This is a genomic window from Leptotrichia sp. oral taxon 223 (assembly GCF_013394795.1).
Taxonomy (GTDB): Bacteria; Fusobacteriota; Fusobacteriia; order Fusobacteriales; family Leptotrichiaceae; genus Leptotrichia.
The window spans coordinates 1,524,027-1,547,674 of the sequence record NZ_JABXYU010000001.1 but is presented as its reverse complement, the minus strand read 5'-3'; the positions used below and the strand labels follow the sequence as shown (position 1 = coordinate 1,547,674).

At 31.2% G+C, this 23,648-nt stretch carries 18 protein-coding genes and 8 tRNA genes; 2 read left to right on the top strand and 24 right to left on the bottom strand.

Annotated elements, in window-relative coordinates; translation table 11 throughout:
- Positions 1-4: 4 nt before the first annotated feature.
- The 19 genes from HW275_RS07590 to HW275_RS07500 all read right to left on the bottom strand — a co-directional run bounded on the left by HW275_RS07590 (position 5) and on the right by HW275_RS07500 (position 14,400).
- Entirely contained in the window at positions 5-1,126 is a 1,122-nt protein-coding gene (locus tag HW275_RS07590) for a branched-chain amino acid ABC transporter permease (protein ID WP_178935947.1), read from the bottom strand.
- A 23-nt stretch (positions 1,127-1,149) separates the two neighbouring features.
- Entirely contained in the window at positions 1,150-2,046 is an 897-nt protein-coding gene (locus HW275_RS07585; RefSeq protein ID WP_146998022.1) for a branched-chain amino acid ABC transporter permease, read from the bottom strand.
- A 244-nt stretch (positions 2,047-2,290) separates the two neighbouring features.
- Positions 2,291-3,406 carry an ABC transporter substrate-binding protein gene (locus tag HW275_RS07580; protein ID WP_178935946.1) on the bottom strand — a complete coding sequence of 372 codons (1,116 nt, stop codon included), beginning with the start codon at positions 3,404-3,406 and terminating at the stop codon, positions 2,291-2,293.
- 50 nt (positions 3,407-3,456) lie between these two features.
- Positions 3,457-4,569 (bottom strand): ABC transporter substrate-binding protein, encoded by a 1,113-nt coding sequence (locus HW275_RS07575; protein WP_178935945.1) that lies wholly within the window; start codon positions 4,567-4,569, stop codon positions 3,457-3,459.
- A 353-nt stretch (positions 4,570-4,922) separates the two neighbouring features.
- Positions 4,923-5,519: an outer membrane beta-barrel protein gene (locus HW275_RS07570; RefSeq protein WP_178935944.1), complete on the bottom strand. Its 597-nt coding sequence runs from the start codon at positions 5,517-5,519 to the stop codon at positions 4,923-4,925.
- 427 nt (positions 5,520-5,946) lie between these two features.
- Positions 5,947-6,912: a hypothetical protein gene (locus tag HW275_RS07565; RefSeq protein ID WP_178935943.1), complete on the bottom strand. Its 966-nt coding sequence runs from the start codon at positions 6,910-6,912 to the stop codon at positions 5,947-5,949.
- Positions 6,913-7,259: 347 nt separating this feature from the next.
- Positions 7,260-7,694, bottom strand: coding sequence for a hypothetical protein (locus tag HW275_RS07560; RefSeq protein WP_178935942.1), 435 nt, complete (start codon positions 7,692-7,694; stop codon positions 7,260-7,262).
- Positions 7,695-7,907: 213 nt separating this feature from the next.
- Positions 7,908-8,744 carry a hypothetical protein gene (locus tag HW275_RS07555; protein ID WP_178935941.1) on the bottom strand — a complete coding sequence of 279 codons (837 nt, stop codon included), beginning with the start codon at positions 8,742-8,744 and terminating at the stop codon, positions 7,908-7,910.
- Positions 8,744-9,043 (bottom strand): AAA family ATPase, encoded by a 300-nt coding sequence (locus HW275_RS07550; RefSeq protein ID WP_255460038.1) that lies wholly within the window; start codon positions 9,041-9,043, stop codon positions 8,744-8,746. The genes HW275_RS07555 and HW275_RS07550 overlap by 1 nt, the downstream gene beginning before the upstream one ends.
- 460 nt (positions 9,044-9,503) lie before the next feature.
- On the bottom strand, positions 9,504-10,601 hold the full coding sequence (locus HW275_RS07545) for an RNA-guided endonuclease TnpB family protein (RefSeq protein ID WP_178935940.1): 1,098 nt from the start codon (positions 10,599-10,601) through the stop codon (positions 9,504-9,506).
- A 362-nt stretch (positions 10,602-10,963) separates the two neighbouring features.
- Positions 10,964-11,039: transfer RNA gene (locus tag HW275_RS07540), tRNA-Phe, on the bottom strand.
- Between the two features lie 10 nt (positions 11,040-11,049).
- Positions 11,050-11,136: transfer RNA gene (locus HW275_RS07535), tRNA-Ser, on the bottom strand.
- A gap of 81 nt (positions 11,137-11,217) precedes the next feature.
- A tRNA-Glu gene (locus HW275_RS07530) sits at positions 11,218-11,292 on the bottom strand.
- A gap of 13 nt (positions 11,293-11,305) precedes the next feature.
- Positions 11,306-11,382: transfer RNA gene (locus tag HW275_RS07525), tRNA-Ile, on the bottom strand.
- A 3-nt stretch (positions 11,383-11,385) separates the two neighbouring features.
- Positions 11,386-11,462: transfer RNA gene (locus tag HW275_RS07520), tRNA-Arg, on the bottom strand.
- A gap of 16 nt (positions 11,463-11,478) precedes the next feature.
- Positions 11,479-11,554: transfer RNA gene (locus tag HW275_RS07515), tRNA-Lys, on the bottom strand.
- A 6-nt stretch (positions 11,555-11,560) separates the two neighbouring features.
- A tRNA-Gly gene (locus tag HW275_RS07510) sits at positions 11,561-11,636 on the bottom strand.
- 16 nt (positions 11,637-11,652) lie between these two features.
- A tRNA-Leu gene (locus tag HW275_RS07505) sits at positions 11,653-11,741 on the bottom strand.
- A 178-nt stretch (positions 11,742-11,919) separates the two neighbouring features.
- Positions 11,920-14,400, bottom strand: coding sequence for an AMP-binding protein (locus tag HW275_RS07500; protein WP_178935939.1), 2,481 nt, complete (start codon positions 14,398-14,400; stop codon positions 11,920-11,922).
- A 259-nt stretch (positions 14,401-14,659) separates the two neighbouring features.
- Here HW275_RS07500 and HW275_RS07495 point away from each other — a divergent pair, with 259 nt between their 5' ends.
- Positions 14,660-14,959: a YciI family protein gene (locus HW275_RS07495; RefSeq protein ID WP_178935938.1), complete on the top strand. Its 300-nt coding sequence runs from the start codon at positions 14,660-14,662 to the stop codon at positions 14,957-14,959.
- A gap of 146 nt (positions 14,960-15,105) precedes the next feature.
- Here the strand turns inward: HW275_RS07495 and HW275_RS07490 are convergent, their stop codons facing one another.
- From HW275_RS07490 to HW275_RS07470, 5 genes are all read right to left on the bottom strand, one after another.
- The gene (locus tag HW275_RS07490) at positions 15,106-16,359 is read right to left on the bottom strand and encodes a Glu/Leu/Phe/Val dehydrogenase (RefSeq protein ID WP_178935937.1); all 1,254 of its coding nucleotides are present in this window, start codon (positions 16,357-16,359) and stop codon (positions 15,106-15,108) included.
- Positions 16,360-16,482: 123 nt separating this feature from the next.
- Entirely contained in the window at positions 16,483-18,081 is a 1,599-nt protein-coding gene (locus HW275_RS07485; RefSeq protein ID WP_178935936.1) for a prolyl oligopeptidase family serine peptidase, read from the bottom strand.
- An 84-nt stretch (positions 18,082-18,165) separates the two neighbouring features.
- Positions 18,166-19,665 (bottom strand): PTS trehalose transporter subunit IIBC, encoded by a 1,500-nt coding sequence (gene treB / locus HW275_RS07480; protein ID WP_178935935.1) that lies wholly within the window; start codon positions 19,663-19,665, stop codon positions 18,166-18,168.
- A 229-nt stretch (positions 19,666-19,894) separates the two neighbouring features.
- The gene (locus HW275_RS07475) at positions 19,895-20,956 is read right to left on the bottom strand and encodes an SIMPL domain-containing protein (RefSeq protein ID WP_178935934.1); all 1,062 of its coding nucleotides are present in this window, start codon (positions 20,954-20,956) and stop codon (positions 19,895-19,897) included.
- A 102-nt stretch (positions 20,957-21,058) separates the two neighbouring features.
- Positions 21,059-22,192, bottom strand: a complete 1,134-nt coding sequence (locus tag HW275_RS07470; protein ID WP_178935933.1) for an SIMPL domain-containing protein — start codon at positions 22,190-22,192, stop codon at positions 21,059-21,061.
- A gap of 384 nt (positions 22,193-22,576) precedes the next feature.
- On the opposite strand from HW275_RS07470, the gene HW275_RS07465 reads away from it, so the two are divergent.
- Entirely contained in the window at positions 22,577-23,533 is a 957-nt protein-coding gene (locus HW275_RS07465) for a PASTA domain-containing protein (protein WP_178935932.1), read from the top strand.
- The last annotated feature ends 115 nt before the right edge of the window (positions 23,534-23,648 follow it).

Genomic DNA, 23,648 nt, shown 5'->3' with positions numbered 1-23,648 from the left:
GTTTTTAATCCTCTTTTTTTTCATTCTTGCTATTTCTATAATTTCTAATCCGATTAATTCTTCTCTTTGTTCCTGCAAATGTAAATTCCTTTGTTCCAAAAATCCCTTTTGGACGGAAAATCATTAACGAAATCAATATAATTGCATAAATTAGATATCTGAACTGCGAAACATCTCTTAACCTTTCATTTAGTAAAGTCAAAATCATCGCAGCAACAATCGCTCCTGTGATACTTCCAAGCCCTCCAAGCACCACCATAACAAGTATTTCTATCGAGAACAAAAAGCCAAATTTATCAGGTGTTAAAATTCCTACATTATGTGCAAATAATGATCCGCCCACTCCAGCAAAAAATGCTGAAAAAGCAAATCCATAAAGCTTTACACGATTTAACCCGATTCCAATATTTTCTGCCGCAATTTCATCTTCCCTTATTGACAAAATTTCTTTTCCTTTTCGTGAAGTCATTGCCATTGTAATTATAACAATAGAAATAATTACAATAAAATACGTATTTGAAAAATCTAGAATTGTCGGAATATTGTTAAGTCCAGTTGCTCCGCCTAAAAAATCCAGATTCTGAATGATGTATTTTATGATTTCCCCAAAGGCAAGCGTAATAATCGCAAGATAGTCTCCTCTTAGCCTAAGCGTGCTTCCGCCAACTAAAAATCCGAATACAGCCGCAACAAGCCCTCCAAATAATGATACTAAAACTAATTGTATAATTGGAGGCAAATTGTAATTTGCCAGTATTTTTGAAATAAATGCCGCTGAATATCCACCTATCGCTATAAATCCAGCCTGCCCCAGATTAAGCTGCCCCATAAGCCCTACTGTTATATTCAGGCTTACTGCAAATAATACATAAATTAATACGTTTATATAAATTCCTTTTGTATAGCTGAAAGCATCATTTGGATCAAAGGTAAAACTCAAAATAATATAAAGCGCAATTATTGAAATAAATGTGACTACATAATTTTTTACATTCAGCCTGTTAAAGTAATTTAAGCTCTGCCATTTATATTCTTTTGTTTCTTTATTATTGTTATTCTGTTCATTTTGCTTTTTTTCCGTACTGTTTACATTTTTTATTTTTATATCTTTATTATCTTTTTCCATATTTCCCATTTCCTCCTTTCCAATTATACTTTTTCCTTCATATTCTTTCCAAATAGTCCATTTGGTTTAAAAATCAATATCAATATTAACACGCCAAACACAATAGGATTTGCCCAAGTTGTAAGCGATGAACCTTTTACATACGCTTCAAGAAGCCCTAAGACATATCCTCCAACCATAGCTCCCGGAATACTTCCAATTCCTCCAAATACAGCCGCAATAAACGCCTTTAATCCTGGCAGCATTCCCATGTACGGCTCAATTTGCGGATAAACAATTGCATATAATGCTCCACCTAATGCACCAAGTCCAGATCCAATTGCAAATGTTATAGCAATAGTCCTGTTCACATTAATTCCCATAAGCTGTGCCGCCCCCGTATCCTGAGAAACCGCCCTTGTCGCTTTTCCTAGTTTTGTATTTTTAATAAACAGGTTTAAAGCAATCATGCAAATTGATGTAACCGCTATTACAAATATTGTAAGCATGCTGATATGCAAAAATCCTAGACTGATTTTATTATTATTTGATAAAAATGCCGGTATGTACTTCTGATCAATAACTTTTGGATTTGCGCCAAATATTATAAGCGCTAGACTTTCCAATAAAAAGCTCATTCCAATAGCTGTTATAAGTGCCGAAATTTTAGGTGCATTCCTAATCGGACGGTATGCAAAAAAGTCGATTACAACTCCCAGAATGGCACACAAAACAATTGACAAAATAATAGCCACAATTAGCGGCATCCCGTGTGACACGGCAATTAAAGTTGCATAAGCCCCCACCATAAGTATATCCCCATGTGCAAAATTTATAAGCTTAACGATACCGTAAACCATTGTATATCCCAACGCAATCAAGGCATAAATACTTCCAGTCTGCAGTCCGTTAATAGTCTGTTCAATAAAACTCTTTAACATATTTAAAAACTCCTCATACTTTTTTACTTAATACGCTCTATTTTTCATTCATATACTTAAGCAACTTTAAAATCATACTTTTTCCATATAATTAAATATAATCTTAAAGCTGCTTACATATATTTACCCAAATCAATTTCTTATTTCTAGACAAAAAAAGTTTCAGACTGTTAGAAGAAAAAAACTTTCTCCTAACAACCGAACTTTATTAAATAATTATCTTAAATTATTTGTTTATTTATTTTTAGAATTTTTCCTTCAATGCAAGTTTTCCATCTTTTACTTCAATAAACGTAACTTTTTTCTCAGGATTTCTTTCTGCGTCGTATTTTAACGAACCTGTAACCAAAGTCCCGTTAAAGTTTTTGATTGCTTCTTTTATTGCATCTTTTGAAGATAAATCAGAAACATTTTTTAATGCTGTTTCCAAAATAGTTCCTGTGTCATATCCTAAAGCGGCAAAGATGATTGGATCTATTTTATATTCATTTCTGTATGCGGCAATGAATTTCTGAACATTTGGATCAGGATCGTCTGGTGCAAACTGGCTTGCAAAAACTGCTCCATTTGCAACTTGTCCAAAGTTAGTCTGGATTCCATCCCATCCATCTCCACCCATAAATTGAGCGTTTATTCCAAGTTCTTTTGCCTGTGTCAAAATAAGTCCAATTGTATTGTAGTAATCTGGTACGAAAATTACGTCAGAATTGTATCCTTTTACTTTTGTAAGCAATGCTCTAAAGTCCTTGTCATCAGCAGTATACTGCCCTTCTTTCACTTGAATCCCTTCTTTTTTAGCCTGTTCCTTAAATGCGTTGGCAAGCCCGACAGAATAGTCGCTTCCTGTATTAGTTAAAACTGTAATATTTTTATAGCCTTTTGCTTTTGAATACTTTGCAACAACGACACCTTGATAAGGATCTGTAAATGTAGTTCTATAAACAAAATCTTTTCCCTTTGTGATGTCAAATGCAGTTCCAGTCGCTGTAATCATAGGAATTTTAGCCTGCTGTGCAAGCGGTGCAATTGCAAGAGATGGCCCAGATGTTACTTCTCCTACAAAAATGTCAATTTTATCCTGTGAAACCATTTTTTTAAAGGCATTAATAGCTTCCTGCACATCACCTTTACTGTCCGCTTCCACAATTTCAATTTTTTTACCGTTAATCCCACCAGCAGCGTTTATTTCCTTTACTTTCAATTTAAATCCGTTTATTGTACTTGTTCCATATTGTGCCACGTTTCCAGTCAATGCTCCTATAACACCAACTTTTATAACATTTTTGTCCTTAGATGCCTTTGCTCCGCAGCTTAATACGAACAATGCCAATAATGAAACTAAAAATAATATTTTTTTCATTGTTATTTTCTCCCTCACTATGTTTATTTTTTTTGTAGATATTTTTTTTATTAAAATTTTTCTTTCAATGTAAGCTTTCCGCCTTTTACTTCAATAAATGTAACCGCTTTTTCAGGGTTTCTATCAGCATCAAATTTTAATTTTCCAGTAATTAAATCAATACCGCTAACTCCATTCATAGCTTCCTTTATAGATGTCCCTGACAAATCTTTTGCAGATTTTAGCGCAGCTTCTATAATTTCCACTGTGTCATATCCAAGCGCAGCAAACATTATTGGTTCCTTATTAAATTTAGCTTGATAAGCCTTCATAAATTTCTGAACATTTTCAGCCTTATCCTCTGGAGAAAATTGGCTTGCGAAAATTGCACCTTCTGCAACTGCTCCAAAGTTAGTCTGAATTCCATCCCATCCATCTCCGCCAAAATACTGAGCATTGATTCCCAGATCTTTTGCCTGAGAAATAATCAATCCGATTGTATTGTAATAATCAGGTATAAAAATAGCCTGTGGATTTTGTCCTTTCACTTTTGTCAAAATCGCTTTAAAATCTTTGTCGTCATTTGTATACTTTTCTTCAGTAATAATTATTCCATCTTTTTTAGCCTGCTCCTTAAACGCATTTGCAATTCCTACAGAATAATCATTCGAAGAATTAGTCAAGATTGCAATTGACTTTACACCTTTAGATTTTGCATATTTTGCAGTGGAAGTCCCTTGATAAGGATCTGTAAATGTCGTTCTGAATACAAAATCTTTTCCTTTTGTAACATCAAGGCTTGTAGCAGTCGCTGAAATTAAAGGAACTTTTGCACTTTGAGCAAGCCCTGAAATAGCCTGTGAAGTAGAAGACATAACTTCTCCAATTACAACATTCACCTTATCTTGCGAAACCATTTTCTTAAACGCATTCACTGACTCCTGCACATCACCTTTACTATCCGCAATGACAAGCTCGATTTTTTTCCCATTAATCCCGCCTGCATTGTTAATAGCTTCAACTTTCAGTTCAACGCCTTCTTTTACAGCAGTCCCGTACTGTGCATAATTTCCTGTAAGCGGTGCAATAACACCTATTTTTATAACATTGCTGTTGGCAGCTTTTTTCCCGCAGCTAATAATAAAAACGGTGACTAGCAACATCATCATAAATAATTTTCTCATCTCGTTAACATCCTTTCCCTATTTTTAAATATCAAAGCATAACCAAAACCAAAACATGCTCAAACTTCTCAAAAATCAGATTTATAGGAACAAAATAAAACAAAATTTAATTGAAATATCCTAAACTTTTAAGTTTGGTTTTAAAATAATCTCATTATTATATCTCATAATTTTTTATTGATTAAATATAGGCTATAACTTTATTATATGTTTATTATTATACCATAAAAGGCTAAAGAAATGAAATTATTTTTAAAAAACTTCCAAAAAAAAACTACCACAAATGTGATAGTAAAAAATATTTTAATTATAAATATTTATTTTTTTATATCCGATTAAAAATCAACTTAATATTAGTATCCTAAATTGAAGTCATAACCTACACCAAGAGATACTCTTTTGTAGTTAGCATTATATTTAGATTTAACACCTAAAGGTCCTTCATAGTCATATTTACCTTTGTTTTCTTTGTACATAAGTTCTACGTTTACGTTGTTGAAGTTAACTCCTCCACCTACAGCGTAGTATGCTCCACCTTTAGCTTTATATTTTCCTAAAGTACCGTAATCATGATTTCCATTATTGAATGAATATCCTAAATCACCTTTAACATAAGGTTTAACAACTGTTTGTGTGTCAAAAGTATATTTTGCAGTTCCATACACAGGGAATGAATTATAATTTTTCAAATTTTGTCCAGAAACTTTATCTTTTAAGTCTTTATGGAATTGGAAAGCTGTACCTCCACCTAATTCTAATCCAGGTGTTACTTCGTATCTGTATTCAGCACCAATTTCTCCTGAACTGTTTTTAACTTTTTGATTTTTATAATTTTTTCCATAGTGATATTTTCCACCAAAATCTATTCCACCTTTGGCTTCAATTTTTCCAGCATCTGCAAATGAAGCTGCACCCAAAACTAAAAATAAACCAATTAATGTTTTTTTCATAATCAATCACCTTTCTTTTTTCAGAAATCTCCTTCGATTTTTATTTTTTTGTTTTTACACCAAAAAATACTTTCATTTCTGATGTTAATCAATTATACCTCATAGTTCTTATAAATCGATTTTTATAAATTTATATTTACCTTTGAATGAAAATAATTTTAAATCCAATTTTGTTTCTAAAATCTTTTCCTGCTGCATCATATCCTACATTTACTGCAATCTTGTTTTTTTATTCCTCTCAGCGCTTCCAAAAAATTTCACTATCAATTTCATCACAGTTCCCCTTTTCTTGCCTGCTTATCATAATATGAACTTTTTAAGTAAATGCCTGTACTTCCTGCTTCTCCACTTTTTATTCTAACATATAGGTATACTTTGTTTCCAGATTCATCTTATTTAGACTTATATCTAAACTTTTTTAGATTTCTTATTTTTTATCAATGAACATAAAAGTTGTATTTGTAAAAAGTATATTTTCTTCTATTTGTTCTTTTTCAAAAAAATTATTTCTATAATATAAATCTTTTAAATTTATTTTCTTATTTTTCTTTATATCAACCAATTCCAGCTCTGTATCATCTACATCAAATTCAATTTTTATAAATTTAGGAACTAGTTTCACAAACAAATATAAATCATCAGTTATTTTTTCTGGTTTTCCTCCTATTTTTATATCACTTCCAAGAGTATAAAGTTTCTCTTTTTGATTATTTTTTTCTGATATTTTAATTAAATTGTTTTGTTTATCCATATAATAAAGGTAATTATTATCATAGGCAAAAGGTTTTATTCCCTCACATAAATATTTTATTTCTTTTGTATTTTTATCAAAAATATATATTTTAGCGTCTTTAGAATAATATATTCTTTCTTTCATTATTAAAGGTAATCCTTCTCCATTATAGTTTAATATTTTTCTTATATTTTTAGTTTTTAAATTATATTCATATAACTCATTTTCTATTTCACTTCCTATAAAGTAAAAATCTTTTGAAAAATATAGATTATCATCTACTTTAATCATATTTTTTAAGCTATAATCAGTATTATGAAAAGGAAAACTATTAATTATTTTTTTATTTTTTAAATCATATTCAACAATCTCTCTTTTTGAAGTTCCAAATTCTTTATAATAAAAGATTTTTTTATCTTCAAACGATAAGATCGAATCTATTTTTTCTGTGTTTGCATAAACTTTTTTCTCTTTTCCATCGTAACCAATTATTTTATTTTTTCTTTTATCAGGATCTTTAATTTTTTCGTCTACTATTGTGATAAAATATTTTTTATCTAATTTTGAAAGAAAATACTGTTTTTGTAAAAATTTTTGAATTTTTAATATTCCTATTAATGATAAAAATATTATGCAAAATATTAATAATAATTTTTTCATAATTACCTCTATTTATTTTTTCTTTTTATGAGTTTTAATAATTTTTCTGATGTATGGCTATACTATGTTTCTAGTTGTATTTTTATTACTCTTTTCAGCATCATATCTTGTATTAAGATAACTTCTCAATTCAGCTGGAGATACCATAAGGAATATGTATATTTTTAGCTGAATCATTTAATGAAACTATAGTCATTGCTGTACAATTTCTCCCTTATTTCTCCTGAATTTGCTTCTCTATGTTCATGTATTGCACTGAATATTCCTAAAAAAATCAGTGGAGACAACAAAATTAAGTTAAAACCTATAAAAAGTAATAAAATAAAACCTATTTTTTTCATTTTATTTCACTGCTCCTTTGACATCATGAATGAATCCATTTCTTTATCATTTTTCCGTTTCAATTCATTATAATTTGGCTCATGACCAAATGAACCAGGTTCAGCACCTATATTATCGTATACTGCAAGTTTACCATTTGCTCCTTTTCCAACTCCTACAATATTAGGAACAATAGATGATAGGAATTCTTTTTGATTATTTTTTATTGGTAAATTTTTAATAAAATCTGTTCCTGGAGAAAATCTATATGCTTCTTTGCCATCTACTAGAATATTTTGATTCAATAACCCACATCCATACGGAACTACGAATATCCTGTTATTGTTTATATATGGGGCTAGATTGCTTGCAAGAACATAATCTACTGCTATCACTTGAAGATTTAAATGTGAACCAACATATTTTTTTGCCAGATTTTCACTGAAATATTTTCTTAACATCACTTTTTCCTCCAAATTATATTAAGTTCATTTCAACCGCAGTCGAAACACATTTTTCAATATTTTATGATAAAGCAGCCTTAGGTTATTAGTAAAGCTGCTTTGCTATGAAATATTGCAGAAAACTCAAATTTCTCATAGGTTAGTACAAGAAATTTGAGTCAATCTTTAACTTTAAATCTTAAATTATCAAAAGTTATTTTCTTATATGATTTAATAAATTATTATATCCAGTATTTTCTTATTATAATAAGGTTCTATCTCTTTTCGCAGCTTTTCCCTTTCTTCTTTTGTTCCATCAAAATAAAACTCTATTATCGGATATATTTCATGTATTTTCATATATTCTTCCCAGTTTATTGTTTCAAGACTTCTCGGAGTACTAAAATATTTTTCATATCTTTTCCCGTATTCTTCCATCACTTCTGAATTATAAGCATTGTAATACTCAGAACCTCCATACTTTTCTCTACAGTTTATATTATTTACATAGTTTAGATTATAAAATTGTTCAAACTGGCTTTCTATACCTCCACATTCCCAAATGTTACTTTTTATTTGATAAGTAATTTTCCCCTCATATTTTTTAAATATCTGCTCTATTTTTTCAAAATTATTTCCTTTCGTCTTATCATATATCAGAGTATTTAATATATATGGTTGTAATCCAAAATCAGCTACTATTTTCAATAGCCATCTTCCACGATCAAAACCTATTAATGTACCATAACCTGTTATTTCATAATACCTATCTTCCAATTCTTTAAAATACTCTGATTTATAACTTATTCCTTTTTTCTTTACGCCATAAATAGGAGGAGGGGATTTAAATACATAACCACCTTGATGTCCTATTACTTCAATTTCATAATCATTCTTATTCATAGTGAAATTGTACTTAGTTTTTGCTTCCTTTATTAAACTTATAAACTTTTTCTTTCCTTCTTCGGCTTCTTCCATTTGGCTTATAATGCTATATCCTAAAAACAAACCTATAATTAAAACAAAAAACGTAGATATTGATATAACTAATATTTTTACTGTCTTCATTACTTATTCCACCCCTCTGGTCTTACAAGCAGTTTATCTATAATCTCTATTTCTTCACATATCTTGTTAAAGTCTTTGCTCATTTTATGGCCTTTATTTTTATTTTCAACATCAAAAAAATATTTAATCATTGACATATTAAGTGTTTTTCCAAATCTTCTTGGTCTTGTAAAAAATGTTACAGGTGTCTGGTTTTCAAGTATTTCTTCTATTAATAACGATTTATCCACATAATAATGTCCATCTTTTATTATTTTTTCAAAATTTTCAATCCCTACAGTAATTGCTTTTTCATCCATAAAATTCCTTCCTTTCTTACAAACAAAAACTTTAATGATATGATTAAATAAAAAAAGATAATTAATAAAGAATATTGTAATATAGTATACAACAAAAAAAAGAAAAGGGCAACATCTGAAAAATGAATCATTTTCTGTGCTACTCTTACTCTAAAAATATAAATTTAAATATTTTTAATTACATTCAATTAGACATACATTCATAACTAAAATGCGACGTTTAAAAAATGAATCAGCTTCAAAAACAAAAAAAATTGTTGGACATAGGGAAAAAGACATTACAGACGGTGTATACACTCATTGGACTATCAAAGAATTAAGAGATGTTATAAATAAATTAGTCTAGTGAACTACTCCCGCTTTTAGAAGCGGGAGCTTCTTGGGAAGTATCTGCGTATGACTAGCCAAATATATTTACCAAGCTCTTCGGGTAGTTCCTACCCTGTCTTCTTTTATTTTCTTAATATTCCAACATTGCTTTTCCAATGTTTTTTATATTCAATGCCGCATTGTAATCTCTATCAATTTCAATTCCACAGCACTCACATTTATAACTTCTTTCTGATAATTTCAGCTCCTCTTTAATGTTTCCACATTTACTACAAGTTTTCGACGATGGAAACCACTTATCTATCTTCAAAAATTGTTTCCCTAAAAATATCAGTTTATACTCAAGCATTCTCAAAAACATTCCCCATCCATTATCTCCTACACTTTTCCCAAAATTTAATGCCTGGCTCATCCCTTTCATATTCAAATCCTCGATAATCACAGCATTATACATTTCAGATAATTTTTTTGATAATTTATGTAAAAAATCTCTTCGACAATTTTTAATATACTCATGTAATTTTGATATTTTTTCTTTTTGTTTATACCAATTTTTAGAAAATTTCACTTTTCTCGACAATGACTTTTGTAATTTTTTCAATTTTTTCTCCAACATCCTAAAATATCTTGGATAATCAGCTCTTTGGTTTTCAGAACTGACAAATAATTCAGACATTGAAAAATCAAGTCCAATCACTTTATCATTACTTGGTATTTTTTGAATTTCTTTTTCAAATTCTGTCAAAACAGAAACATAGTAATTTCCATTACTGTTTGTCAATGTTACTGACTTTATTTTATAATCCTTTGGTATTTCTCTATGATATTTCAATTTTACTCTTTTCAATTTTGGCAAAACCAAATATTTGTTTTCCTCTATTCGTATCGAATTGTTCACACAATTTGTCGTATAACTTTTAACATTATTCTTTTTAGATTTGAACCTTGGAAACTTTGCTCTCTTCTGGAAAAAATTCGTAAACGAGCGTTTTACATTTAATTGAGCATTTGAAAGTGCCAAACTATCTACTTCTTTCAAAAATTGATTTTCACTTTTCAAACTGGCAGGTGTAATTATTTTATTTTTTCCAGTTTCTTCATAAATTTTATTCGCAGTGTACAAAATTGTATTGTAAACAAAACGAACACATCCAAAAGTCTTGTTTATCAATAATTCTTGATCTTTATTTGGATAAATTCTGTATTTGAATGCTAAATTATATTTCATAAAATTACACCTACTTTTGATTTTGAGTATTATTTTTAATTATTCCTTTAGAAATTTATCATTAAGATTTCTCTTCAATATTTTATACAAAAATTGTATCATAGACGTATCCTTTTTTCAATTTTTTTACAAAAAAAGCAATTCATCTCCTACTTGTAGAAGTCGGAGACTTCTTGCTGTCTTTTTGTTAAAATAGTTGTCAATAAGTTGCCAGTAAGTTGCCAATAAATTTTTAATATATTGAAATAAATAGAAACAGATTAAGACAGGATAAAACCGCAAAGTACCATAAATAAAAGAAAAAAGTGCATTTCAGCATAAACACTGACTTGCACTATATATCACATTTTTAGCTATTCTAATGGTGCCCAGACGCGGAATCGAACCACGGACACAGGGATTTTCAGTCCCTTGCTCTACCGACTGAGCTATCTGGGCATACTATATATGGCGGGTGAACTGGGATTCGAACCCAGACATCTTGCGATTTCGCCGGTTTTCAAGACCGGTCCCTTAGCCGTTCGGACATCCACCCATAACTTTACTAAAATATTAAATACTATAAATTTTTTAAAAAAAATACCACAATTTCAAATTATGGTCCTAAAAAAATAAATGGTACGGCCTAGGGGGATCGAACCCCTGTTACCGGGATGAAAACCCGAGGTCCTAACCACTAGACGAAGGCCGCACAAGTTTTTCAATGGTGGATCCAGCTGGACTTGAACCAGCGACCGCTCGGTTATGAGCCGAGTGCTCTAACCAGCTGAGCTATGGATCCATATGGCGTGCCTGAAGAGATTCGAACTCCTGGCCCACGGCTTAGAAGGCCGTTGCTCTATCCAACTGAGCTACAGGCACATATGGTTATATTGAATGGTGAGCCATACTGGAATCGAACCAGTGACACCTTGATTAAAAGTCAAGTGCTCTACCGACTGAGCTAATGGCTCATATTTTGGAGCGGGAGACGAGGGTCGAACTCGCGACATTCAGCTTGGAAGGCTGACGCTCTACCAACTGAGCTACTCCCGCATAATATGATTTTTTATGGTGCCTCGGGCCGGACTTGAACCGGCACGGGATAAATTTCCCACAGGATTTTAAGTCCTGTGCGTCTACCGATTTCGCCACCAAGGCATTTGTAAATGTTCATTTTCTCAATTCACAACTACCCAATCAGTATATCATAATTAATTTTCATTGTCAACACTTTTTTTGAAAATTTTCTCAGTAGTAAATTGCAAGTGTAAATGTCACTTTTTATATCTATTGATGCAAGGGCATTTATAAATGTTATGCCCTTACAGTTCAGTTATTAATTTTCAACATATTTTCTTATAATGTTTTCTGCTTTTTGTGCAATTTCATCGTAGCTTCCTTCTGGCGAGAATTTTTCCAGCACTGCCACTTCGATTTTTTTCGGCTTTGGAAACTTCATGTATCTCGAATACGCTTCAAAACCTCCTTTTATTCCAAGACATTGAACATCTACGTTTAGTTCCTTTGCGATTATGGCAAACACTTTTTTAAACTGGGCAACCTTTCCATCCTTTGTTCTCGCTCCTTCTGGGAAAATTACTATACTTTTTCCGCCTTTTAGGTATCCAACGATTTCCTCGACGCTTTTTCTGATATTTTTATTAATGTCAATTAACACAACATTTCCATTTGAAACAAACAGTTTCATTACACCTTTTTTAAAATACCAGTCAATTGCCAGAAATAATGTATTAAAAATAATTTTTCTTGGAAATAATGAGCCTAAAATTAATGAATCTGCAAAACTTTGATGGTTTGACACAAAGATTTGCGGGTTATCTGTTAATTTTTTCCTGTCAACTTTTTTTACTCTGAAATATAAGTCAACTATCGGCTGGAATACTTTTAGCAATTTTGTTACCCATCGGTTCTTATTATCTTGTATAGGTTTTGTTTCACTAATAATCTGTTTCCAGTCCACATCGCTGTCTTCAAATTTTGTAGCTTTTTGATTGATATATTCTGATAGCAGTTTCAGGTTTGGCATTTCAGCAAATTTTTCTTCATCTAGATGAATTCCAAAGCTGTTTTCTATAAATGCAAAAAATTCCACAATATCAAGTGAATCCATTCCAATTTCAAGTTCCAGATTTTCTTCTGGCTGTGGCTCAATTCCTTTATTTTTCTTGACATATTCCTTTAATATTTTATATGCTTCGTCTGTTGGCTCGGGTGTTTTTTCTTTTTTTACGATTTCATTTTTTTCATATAAGTCCGGCAACATAAATCTACGGATTTTTCCAACCCGAGTTTTTGGCAGCTCTTCTTCAAACAGCTTGTAATCAAGCACTTTTTCATAGTTATGCGCCTTCAGGTTATAATCTTCCACAATATTTCTGATATAAGCCTTTATATTTGTAATTCCACGTTTTCTAAATTCCAGTAATTCAGGGACAATTATTGCAGCTAACTTATTCTTGTAATTAAAAATTCCAATTTCCTTGACTAATCCGCCACTTTGGGCAATTATTCTATTTTCAAGCGTTTCTGGATCAATATTCTTACCATTTGAAAGAACTATCATTGTATTTTTTCTTCCACGAATTGTAACATAGCCTTCTTCATCAATTGTCGCCAAATCCCCTGTCTTGAACCATCCGTCCTCAGTAATTACTTCCGCCGTCTTATCAGGCTTATTGTAATAGCCTTTCATAACAATTGGACCTTTAACCCATAATTCTTCATCCACAATCTTTATTTCAATGTTATGAAGCTTTTTCCCAACTGTTCCGATTTTTCTTTCTTTTTTTGAATTTACAGCGATAACTGGCGCAGTTTCGGTAAGCCCATAACCTTCAAGGGCGTAAAATCCCAATGTTTCATAGAACTTTGAAATTTCAGGATCCATTTTTGCTCCACCGACAACAATAAAGTCAAGGTGCCCACCAAATTTTTTATGAACTTTTGCAAAGACTTTTCTTTTTATTTTCAGTGATTTGACATTGCTCATCATTTTGTAAATAAACCGTGTAATGAATTTTGCGTCAATTTGCTGCTTTATTCCATCATAAAATAGTTTGAATACTCTTGGAACTCCTATTATTGCAGTTACTCTATTTTTTTCAAGTGCGTCAAATATTTCCTTGCTTGCAATTTTTTTTACAAATACAATTGAAGTCTGATATTTTAACATCAAAAGAACGCTCGCCGTCAAAGGTAGAACATGATGAAATGGCAGTATCGCCAAAATCTCATCCCTGTAATCGAATATCCCTTTTTCGTAAAGTCCTTCCATTTCAGTATTTAAATTATTGAAAGACAGCATTACACCTTTTGGACTGCCAGTTGTTCCTGAAGTATAAAGCATAGCCGCTGTTTCATCTCCAGTTGGATTTTCAAGCTCAAACTGCATATTTTTTATAACATTCATTTTTCCCTGTTCAACTGTAATTTTATCCACATTTATTACTTTTACAGTATTTTTTGAACTATATTTTTCAACTGCTTCCAAAATAGTTCCTTCTGTTTCATTTGAGCAGAAAATTACATTTGGATGAGAATCTTCCAGCACGTATAAAATCTCGCCAGAATTACTGTTGGCGTCAATGGCAATCACAGCCGATCTTTTATCCCATACAGAAAAAAAACTGTAAATCCACTCTGGACGATTTTCCATAACAATCAGCCCAAACTTCTCTTTTTCCATTTCAAGTACATACTCAGAAAAATACTTTATATTATTTATCAAATCAATATAATTAATATGCTTATTCTCAAAGTCAACTAATGCCAGCCGCTCCGTTCTCTCTAAAAACATATTTTTGCCTCCTTTTTTTTGCATATCCCAAATTTAATTAAGTATATCATAATCACAGACAAAATTCAATTTTACAATATTTTGCTCGTCTTATTTTGTGTATTAAAAATTTTCATTGCAAAATAGAATTTTAGAATAATAAAATTATTTTTATTATAGTTTTATTAACAAATTAAATCTTTTTATTGATTATTCTAAAATATATTGTACAATACTAGTATAGCGTGAAAAAAATAATTTGGGAAAGGAAAATAAATTTATGAACTCAATTTTTATTGTATCTACAACTTATACAAAATCGTTAGAAGAAGTAGGGAAATTTAGACAGGAACATTTTAAGTTTATTCAAAAAAATATTGATGCTGGAAAATTTATCGCAGGAGGACGGCAAAATCCTCCAACTGGCGGACTTATTTTGGCATATAGCGTAACAAAAGCAGAACTTGAGGAAATATTAAAAGATGATCCTTATTATAAAAATAATCTGATAGAAACTGTAATAACTGAATTTACACCTGCACTGCTTGATAAGGATTTTAAAAAATTACAAGAAAAATAATTATTATTTAGATAGTCAATCATAGAATTTAAATTATCTAAATACATTAATTTAATAAAAAAAAGAACCTGCTCTACAATTATTTAGTAAAAAATAGAAACAGGTTCTTTCTTTTTATATTTAACTTAAATCAAGAATTTAAAAAATTAATACCATCCTCTTAATTTCATTGCTTTTGAAATTCTTTCTATACTCTTCATGTAAGCGGCATTTCTTAAATCCACTTTGTATTCGTCTGCTAAAGCCCATACATCTTCAAATGCTCCTGACAACAGCGCATCTTCTTTTTGTTGAACTTCTTCAAATGACCAGTAGTAACTTTGCAGGTTTTGTACCCATTCAAAGTATGAAACTACAACTCCACCTGAATTTGCCAGAATGTCAGGGATAACTACGATTCCTTTTTTGAATAAGATTTCATCAGCTTCTGGAGTAGTTGGCCCGTTTGCTCCTTCTGCAACTACTTTTGCTTTAATTCTGTCAGCATTTTCAGAAGTAATTTGGTTTTCCAAGGCACATGGAGCCAGAACGTCAACTTCTAATTCCAATAATTCAGCATTTGTAATGTCTTTTCCGTAACCTTTGTTTTCTGTAATACGTCCATTTTCTTCAAAGTCTTTTATTACAGCTTCCATGTCAATTCCGTTTTCATTGTAAATTGCAACATCTGTATTTGAGAAAGCTATAATTTTTGCTCCGTCTTTATGTGCATAATATGCTGTGTAAAATCCAACATTTCCAAATCCCTGTACAGCATATGTTGCTCCTTTAACATCAATGTTTAATTTTGCCAATGCTTTTTTAGCTGTTAAATTAACTCCGTATCCAGTTGCTTCTGTTCTTGCAAGAGAGCCTCCAAATTCTAAAGGTTTTCCTGTAAATACACCTTTTGTTGATTTTCCTGCAACTTCTTCATAAGCGTCAACCATCCATGACATGATTTGTCCGTTTGTATTAACATCTGGAGCTGGTATGTCAACTTTTTCTCCAATAATTGGTGAAATCGCTTTTGCAAAACCTTTAGAGATTCTTTCTAATTCAGCTTTAGAATAATCTTTAGGGTTAATTGCCATTCCACCTTTTCCACCACCATAAGGGATTCCTGCTACTGAACATTTGAATGTCATCCAAGTTGATAATGCTTTTACTTCGTCTCTTGTTACATCTGGATGGAATCTAAGTCCACCTTTAAAAGGCCCTACTGCATTGTTATGTTGAGATCTGTATCCTGTAAATGTTTTAACTGTTCCGTTGTCCAGTTTTACCGGAAACGATACTTCCATCACTCTCATAGGATTTTTTAGGATTTCATAAACAGCCGGATCTGCGTTTAATTTATCACAAGCTGATTTGATTTGTTTTTGAGCAATCTCAAATGGATTTAATGTTTCTTTTGCCATCGTTTCTACCTCACTTTTCTCTAGTCTGTTCTGATTTTTAAACTTCCTGTTAAAAATCTTCTCTACCGTTACATCATACTACAATTTTATATAAAATTGCAAGCATTTTTTGCAGAACACCTGTTATTTTTTATTCGTTTTCTTCTGAAAATTCATCCATTGAAATACATTTTCAAATGTTTTTCCATTAACTTTAGCCTTTTCACTCCCGCCTTTTCCAGCGTTACTTGGCTCAAATCCGAAAGTTTCGGTGTCTTTGGAATTTTTTATTTTATCCCTGTTCTGCACACCTTCCACTTGATTATTCAAAAAATATATCCACGAAAAATGTCCAGGAAATCTTGAATTTGGCACATCTGTCCCAACTACATTTTCATAATATGAGTACCACGCATTGTCTGCTCCAGCCCTTAATAAATCCCTATACGTTGGAAGCGAGAATTTTTTCGGTGTAACAATCCCGTCATCTGCTGCGGCAATAAACCATACTGGCGTTTTTTTCATCTTCTGAATTTTTTCTTTTGTTACCCACAGTTTTTTAGTTTCCACAAATCTTGAAACCGCACTGTTTTTACCGCCTGCCGAAACTTCAATATTATTTGTCTTATAAGTTCCATCGCTATTTCTTGCATATTCGTGATAAGCATACGCCTCGCAAATTGGCACTGCCGCCGCAAAGTAATCTGGATAAGTAATTATCATATTTACAGTCATGTATCCGCCGTTTGAATCTCCAGCAAGGTAAATTCTGTTTGTATCAACATACGGATTATGTTTTACATATTCCTTGATTGTATCCATCAAAATTTGAGTGTATCTCGAATTTCCACTTCCATTTCCATTAGTTCCATCACCCTCATCCATCCAGTAAGTTGGTGACTGAACCGCTAGAACAAATGCTCCTTTTGTATCAGTTCCTCCTGCAATAAAATATTTCTGAATTTCCTCTTTCGCAAGTGCCGAAGTTTCTGTTCCCAAAATATCAATATCAGGATCCGTTCCACCTTCCCCTTGTCCGTGAAGCCAAACGATTAACGGTTTTTTCTCACCTTTTTTCAAATTTTCAGGCTCATACGCCGCCATTTCCAGTTTTAAATTTTCTATTTTTTTAGTAATTGGGTTTTTATAATTTCCACTAAATGAGTTTCTATAATTAAACAATTCTGTATCTGGCGAAACTCTATTATTAATCACATCTTCTTTTTTACTAACCAAATAATCTTTCCCATTAACTGTAACTTTCCCCTCAATTTCCACAACATATTCTTTTACCCATTCATTAAAAAACTTTTTAATGTTATACGAAAATGGAGTTCCTTCATATTTCAAAGTTTTCTGATTAAATACATTTTCTAATTCAATCGTAATAATACCCGTGTCAAAGGCTTTTTCCCCCTTATTATCTGAAATATACACATTAGTTACTTTTCTCTCAATTCCATTAGTCTTTACCTTCCAGTTATTTTTATCAAGTCCTGTAATTCGATAGTCATCCATTTGCAAAATAACTTTGCTCACAGCAGGCCCGCTCTCAAAACCTTGTACAAAAATACTAATTTTCTTTACTCCATCATAATTCGATAAACTCACAGCTTTCTCACTCACCTTCTCTTCATCATTTCTCGTCCTGTCTGGTTTCTTCCTATTTTTACGTACTGCTCCATTTACAATTACTCCAGCAATTAGCATAATAAACAAAATCATTACTATATTTTTTTTCATAATCCGTCACTCTCCTTATTTTTTTATTCTTCAAAAAAAGCAGGAGTTAAAAAAACCTGCTATTTTTATAATTTATAAATACACTTATTTGTTTTCCTTATTCAATTTTGTTTTTGAAAATACGAATGTTAAAACAAATGGAACTACAAACGCTACAATCGAAGCAATCCAAAAACCTAACTGATAAATTCCTCCATTAGTAAATTTAATTGATAGAAATGCTAATGCTAGTCCTCCTACACCAATTCCATTTGATAATACTCCAAATCCTGTTGAAATTAAAGCCGCTAGAACTGAACCACACAATGCTGCATAAAATGGATACATGAATTTCAAGTTTGCTCCAAATAATGCTGGTTCAGTAATTCCAAAACAAGCTGATACTGTTGAAGATAATGAAACTGATTCTTGTTTCTTATCTTTTTTATAAATAAAGTAAGTTGCAAATACTGCTCCTGACTGAGCAATATTAGATAGGGCAATTAATGGCCAAATAAATGTTCCTCCCAAAGTTGCCTGCAACTGAAAATCTATTGCCATGAATGTATGATGTAATCCTGTAATAACAAGAGGTGCATAAGTTGCTCCAAATATTATTGCTCCAAAATATTTTAATCCTGGTGTTTGGAATAAGAATTTAAACAATCCAGTTAATCCTTCTCCAATCATTCTTGCAAAAGGACCTATAAATAATATAGTCAAGAAACCAGTTACAACTAATGTTATAAATGGCACCCAAACTAATTTTAAAACTTCTGGAGTTCGTTTATTAAAGAATTTCTCTATATAACACATTGCAATTCCTGCAAACATTGCTGGTAATACCTGTGCTTGATATCCTATCATTAAAATCTTATAAAATCCTAAATCAATAACATATTCTCCTGCTTTTATTCCATATTCTGCAGATCCGTTAATCAACATTTCTCTTATATTATGCCCTTTTGCTACAATATCCCCATAAGTATAAGCATTTAACATTGTTCCTGCTAAAACTAGCATAAGCCCCAATACAATTCCTAGTGCTTCGTTACCTTTAAATTTACGAACTGTTGACCACGAAACTAAAACTGGCAACATTCCAAATACAGCTACCCCTATCCAATTTATAAATTTAGATAAATTAGCTGCTAAAGGATATAGTTGATTTAATGACTTATTATGTAAAAACGGCAACTCTGCCCCTAAGAAATTTGTTAACCCAAGCATAAGCCCTCCAGCTACCAATGCTGGAATTAATGGTACAAAAATTTCTGCCAGATGTGCGACCATTCTTTGTAATAATGGCTGTTTTTGCATAGCGGCTTTTTTTACATCTTCTTTTGAAGCTGTCTGAATGCCCGATACATTTATAAATTCCTTATAAAAATCTGCAACATCATTTCCTACGATTACTTGGAACTGTCCCGCATTAGTAAATGTTCCTTTAACAGAGTCAAGCTGTCCTATCTCTTTTGGATTTGCTTTTTTCTCATCTGCAAGAGAAAATCTCATTCTAGTCGCACAGTGAGTAACCGCCACAACATTTTCTTTTCCACCAACAAGTTCTAATAACTTAACAGCATCATCATGATACTTTTTCATAAAAAAATTCCTCCTAAAACAAATTACAATTCACAATTTTTTAAACAATAATGTTAATTATACAGTATTTTTTTTTAAAGTCAATACCGATTTGAAAAAAACTATAACCTTATTTGATTTACAACTGTATATTAATTTAAAAATTATTTCTTTTTAATTTTTCGTTGATTTTTAAGAAAATAAAAACTACCATATTATATAAATACGGCAGTTTTCTTAAATTATATTTTTAGTTCATTTCAAATTCGATGTAGACAGTTTTTGAAATATTTAATTTTTTTGGAGAAATTACGATGTTTCTTCTTGCGGATTCATCAAGAAGCTCCCTGTCGCTTTTTTTCACTTGCACTAAGTTAGTTGCGTAACTGGCTTCGTTGTAATAATTGTAGTTGTAATCGTAGTATGGTTGGATAACTCCATATGATTTATCTGTTATTGTAACAGGATTTTTTAGGTTTAAATCAGTTTTTCCAAGAATAACTTGCGCTTTTTTCAAGGCTTCCTTGTAGGCATTTTCGTAAAGTTCATTTTCCAGCTGCTGCTTATTGTCAATGTCGTATTCGATTTGTCCAGTTGTACCGATTCCTAATGCGCTTGCTACATTTATGATGTTTCCAAGATTTTTTAAATCTCTTGTTTCAACTTCTATTTGATGTGAAACGACTTGGATATTTTTTTTGTTGCTTGTTCTTTTTTCAAGGCTCACTTCCTTATTGTCGTATCCTGAAATTTTTACTGTACTTGCGGGAATTCCTGCTTTGCTCAATTTTTGCTGAATATCATTAAATTTTGACATTGCATTCTGGTATGCCTGTTTATTTGTCGCATTTTGGGATTCAATAGTAAAAATATATGTACCGTTTTTGCTTCTGTTCAACGAATAAATTTTTTCCACCGCAAGCACGCTCATAAAGTTTTTTAATGTATCAAGAGAAATTCTGTCAACTTCTACTGAAAGTTTTGTTTTATATTCCTTTTTTCCTTTGTTTTCAATTACCGTATCCCAGTTATATGTTTCATAAGTGGAATATCCTGTCGAATTAATCTTATTATATTTTGTCCCAGTCTGAGCAAGCAATCTTTTATATCTTTCTAAAATTTGTGAATTTTCCGCACTTGCCTTATCCAGACTTTCATTCTCAGTTTGAATCGTAAGAGCAATTTTTGCCGAATTTGGCATAATTTCTTTTTTTGAAACTCCTCTAACCTGTATTCTTTTTCCAGTAACTTCACCATCTGCAAATGATATTACCGAAAAAATCATTATAAGTAACGCTATTATTTTTTTCATTTTAAAATTCCTTTCTCAATTTCAATTTTTATAAAAATTAAAATATTACTTTTACTGGCTTTATAATTATTCACATATAAAGCTGAACATTTTTACCTTAAATTATTTCATTTCATACATAACTGATATATTTTGTACAAGTTTTAATGGTTTTGGAGTATAGTCAACTCTTGGCTTTTTGCTATCCATTCGTGAAGACGTTGATACTGAATAAGCTGAAACTTTAGCATTTGAATATTCTGCCATCGGTGCTGGTGCTGCTTCATATGTCACTTCCCAATCCTGATCAATCCTGTCAATCATCTTTTGCTGAAATTCCACATCTTCACTCACAATAATTGGTGTTCCCAATTTCATCTTACTAGAACGTAAAATGCTTTCTGCCTTCTGTTTTGTCTGATTGTAGGCATCTTTATACATTTCTGACTCGATTCTGTCTTTGTCTGACAAGTCAAAGTTAATTGATCCGTTTATATTTATTCCGTTATTATCAGCAATTGAAATTATAGTATTAAGTTCCTTTATATTTTTTGTCGTAAGCACAAACTCATTTGTAACATAGTAGACATCTTTTCTCGAATTTTTATTATCTGTTGTATAATTTTCTTTTATCGTATAATCACTCAAAATAATATCATTTTCAGGGATTCCAGCCGAAATCAACTTTCTTCTTGAAGTATTAAGTTTGTTAAATACTTTATTTAAAGCTTGATCAACAGTTGTTCCGTTTTCATTTATATTAAAAGCAAATGTATTTTCATCAAAATTTTTCTGAATGCTTTGTAAATTATTCCCATCTTCCAAGTCAATCAATGCTGAAATTTTGTTAAAATCTGTATTTTTTACTAGCATTGACATTTTTACATCATAAGAAGTTGGCTTTTTATCAGTCTTTTTGACAGTTTTATTTGGAACAGTTTTCACATCCAGAATATCTTCATCATTCTGATATTCGGTCCCTTTCCTATTGTAAAACGCTTTTGTTTCCAAATTCTCAAGCGATATTTTCCTAGCTCTCAATTCACTTTTAAACTTCTCAATCTTCTTGGTAACCTCATTAGTCGTCTGGCTTAAATTACTCCCCTTTTCCTCAATCTTAAAATTAATCTTCGCCAAATCAGGCATAACTTCCCTTTCTGCATTCCCCGTAACACTTATCTTTCTCACAATATTCTCATTCGCACCAAATGAAAGTATGCTCATCAAGGAAAATAGTGCAATCGCTATCTTTTTCATCTTTTTCCTCCATTTTTTATTTATTATTTTTAAAATTTTCTATCTTTTATATAAGTATAACATACGTATATTAAAAGTAAATGAGGGTTTTTATTTTTATTTTAAAATTCTTTTAATTTGCAGATTATCGGATATATTATGAAAAATTTATTAGATAATTCCTGTTAATAAATATTTCTCTGTAATTTTTAAATTTCTTATTTATTTTCGCAGGATTGCTCATTGCCGTCAATTTACAAAATAATAACTATTAATCAGAATAACTTAAAGTAGGAATTAAATAAAATATCTACCGTGTGTTTAAAAATAAATTTATATCATTTTTTCAATATTTATGATATTATATAAAGTAAAGAATTAACAATAAAAATAACGAGGTGAAAAATGGCCACAAAATATAAATTTAATTATGGTAAGTTTTTTAGAACTATTATTGTACTGCTTTGTTTAGTGGCATTAATAAGATTTGGGAAAGATGTTTTTGAACGTCACTTTTTTAACACTAGGCTTACAGTTATTCCTGATGTTATGAATCTTGACAAGAAGGATGCTGTAAAATATTTGAAAAAAGCCGGGTTAAAAGTCAAAGTTATTAATTCCAAGACAGAAAAAGTACCACTGGATACAGTTTACAATCAAGATCCACGTCCAGGAAAGGAAGTCAAGGTAAACAGAGTTATAAGAATCTGGGTAAATAATGGGGAAGATGTAAAAGTACCTAATATTATTGGACTGGAACTGCTTGAAGCAAGATCCCGGCTGAAAGGACAAAATATTCAGATTGAAACGATTGACTATTACCCATCCAATCAGAAATATAACACGATTTTGGGAGTTTATCCAAAACCAGGTACAAAACTTGAGATTAACCAGAAAATTTCAATACTGGTTTCTTCACAGCAAATGGTAGATCCATCAGTTATGCCTAATATAACAGGGCTTGACTTGAATGATGCGAGAGAATTGCTAAAACAGATTGGGCTTGATATTGGAAATATTTCACGTACAAGCGATCCAACATTGCCTGTAAATACAATTATTTCAACAAATCCTGCAGCTGGAACGAAAATTCAGAGAGGACAGAAGGTATCAATTGTATTAAATACTGGAGCCGCTCCGAAGAAACGTGAAAGATCGACTGAGGAAATTATTAATAAATCTCAGGAAGAGATAGATAATCAGGAAATTGAAAAGATCATTGACAACACTATCAACAAAATGGATCAGCAAGGTAACGAGCAGAAGAATAACGGAAACACACAATCTCCTCCACGTAACAACACACAAGGCGGTGGCGGAAATAATAATGATTCCAGCGGCGGAGATAATGATGGTGAATAGCTAAAATAGGAAAAAATTTAGAAAGGAGATGGGAGTTATTTTGAATTTTTATTTTAAAATTTCTCCCAAATATTTTTATCAAAGGAAAAGTTATTAGAAAAATAAAAGGATTTTA

Excerpts from the sequence above, each read along its gene's own strand:
- HW275_RS07590 (WP_178935947.1), bottom strand. The coding sequence starts at position 1,126 with ATGGAAAAAGATAATAAAGATATAAAAATAAAAAATGTAAACAGTACG.
- HW275_RS07585 (WP_146998022.1), bottom strand. The coding sequence starts at position 2,046 with ATGTTAAAGAGTTTTATTGAACAGACTATTAACGGACTGCAGACTGGA.
- HW275_RS07580 (WP_178935946.1), bottom strand. The coding sequence starts at position 3,406 with ATGAAAAAAATATTATTTTTAGTTTCATTATTGGCATTGTTCGTATTA.
- HW275_RS07575 (WP_178935945.1), bottom strand. The coding sequence starts at position 4,569 with ATGAGAAAATTATTTATGATGATGTTGCTAGTCACCGTTTTTATTATT.
- HW275_RS07570 (WP_178935944.1), bottom strand. The coding sequence starts at position 5,519 with ATGAAAAAAACATTAATTGGTTTATTTTTAGTTTTGGGTGCAGCTTCA.
- HW275_RS07565 (WP_178935943.1), bottom strand. The coding sequence starts at position 6,912 with ATGAAAAAATTATTATTAATATTTTGCATAATATTTTTATCATTAATA.
- HW275_RS07560 (WP_178935942.1), bottom strand. The coding sequence starts at position 7,694 with ATGTTAAGAAAATATTTCAGTGAAAATCTGGCAAAAAAATATGTTGGT.
- HW275_RS07555 (WP_178935941.1), bottom strand. The coding sequence starts at position 8,744 with ATGAAGACAGTAAAAATATTAGTTATATCAATATCTACGTTTTTTGTT.
- HW275_RS07550 (WP_255460038.1), bottom strand. The coding sequence starts at position 9,043 with ATGGATGAAAAAGCAATTACTGTAGGGATTGAAAATTTTGAAAAAATA.
- HW275_RS07545 (WP_178935940.1), bottom strand. The coding sequence starts at position 10,601 with ATGAAATATAATTTAGCATTCAAATACAGAATTTATCCAAATAAAGAT.
- HW275_RS07500 (WP_178935939.1), bottom strand. The coding sequence starts at position 14,400 with ATGTTTTTAGAGAGAACGGAGCGGCTGGCATTAGTTGACTTTGAGAAT.
- HW275_RS07495 (WP_178935938.1), top strand. The coding sequence starts at position 14,660 with ATGAACTCAATTTTTATTGTATCTACAACTTATACAAAATCGTTAGAA.
- HW275_RS07490 (WP_178935937.1), bottom strand. The coding sequence starts at position 16,359 with ATGGCAAAAGAAACATTAAATCCATTTGAGATTGCTCAAAAACAAATC.
- HW275_RS07485 (WP_178935936.1), bottom strand. The coding sequence starts at position 18,081 with ATGAAAAAAAATATAGTAATGATTTTGTTTATTATGCTAATTGCTGGA.
- treB (WP_178935935.1), bottom strand. The coding sequence starts at position 19,665 with ATGAAAAAGTATCATGATGATGCTGTTAAGTTATTAGAACTTGTTGGT.
- HW275_RS07475 (WP_178935934.1), bottom strand. The coding sequence starts at position 20,956 with ATGAAAAAAATAATAGCGTTACTTATAATGATTTTTTCGGTAATATCA.
- HW275_RS07470 (WP_178935933.1), bottom strand. The coding sequence starts at position 22,192 with ATGAAAAAGATAGCGATTGCACTATTTTCCTTGATGAGCATACTTTCA.
- HW275_RS07465 (WP_178935932.1), top strand. The coding sequence starts at position 22,577 with ATGGCCACAAAATATAAATTTAATTATGGTAAGTTTTTTAGAACTATT.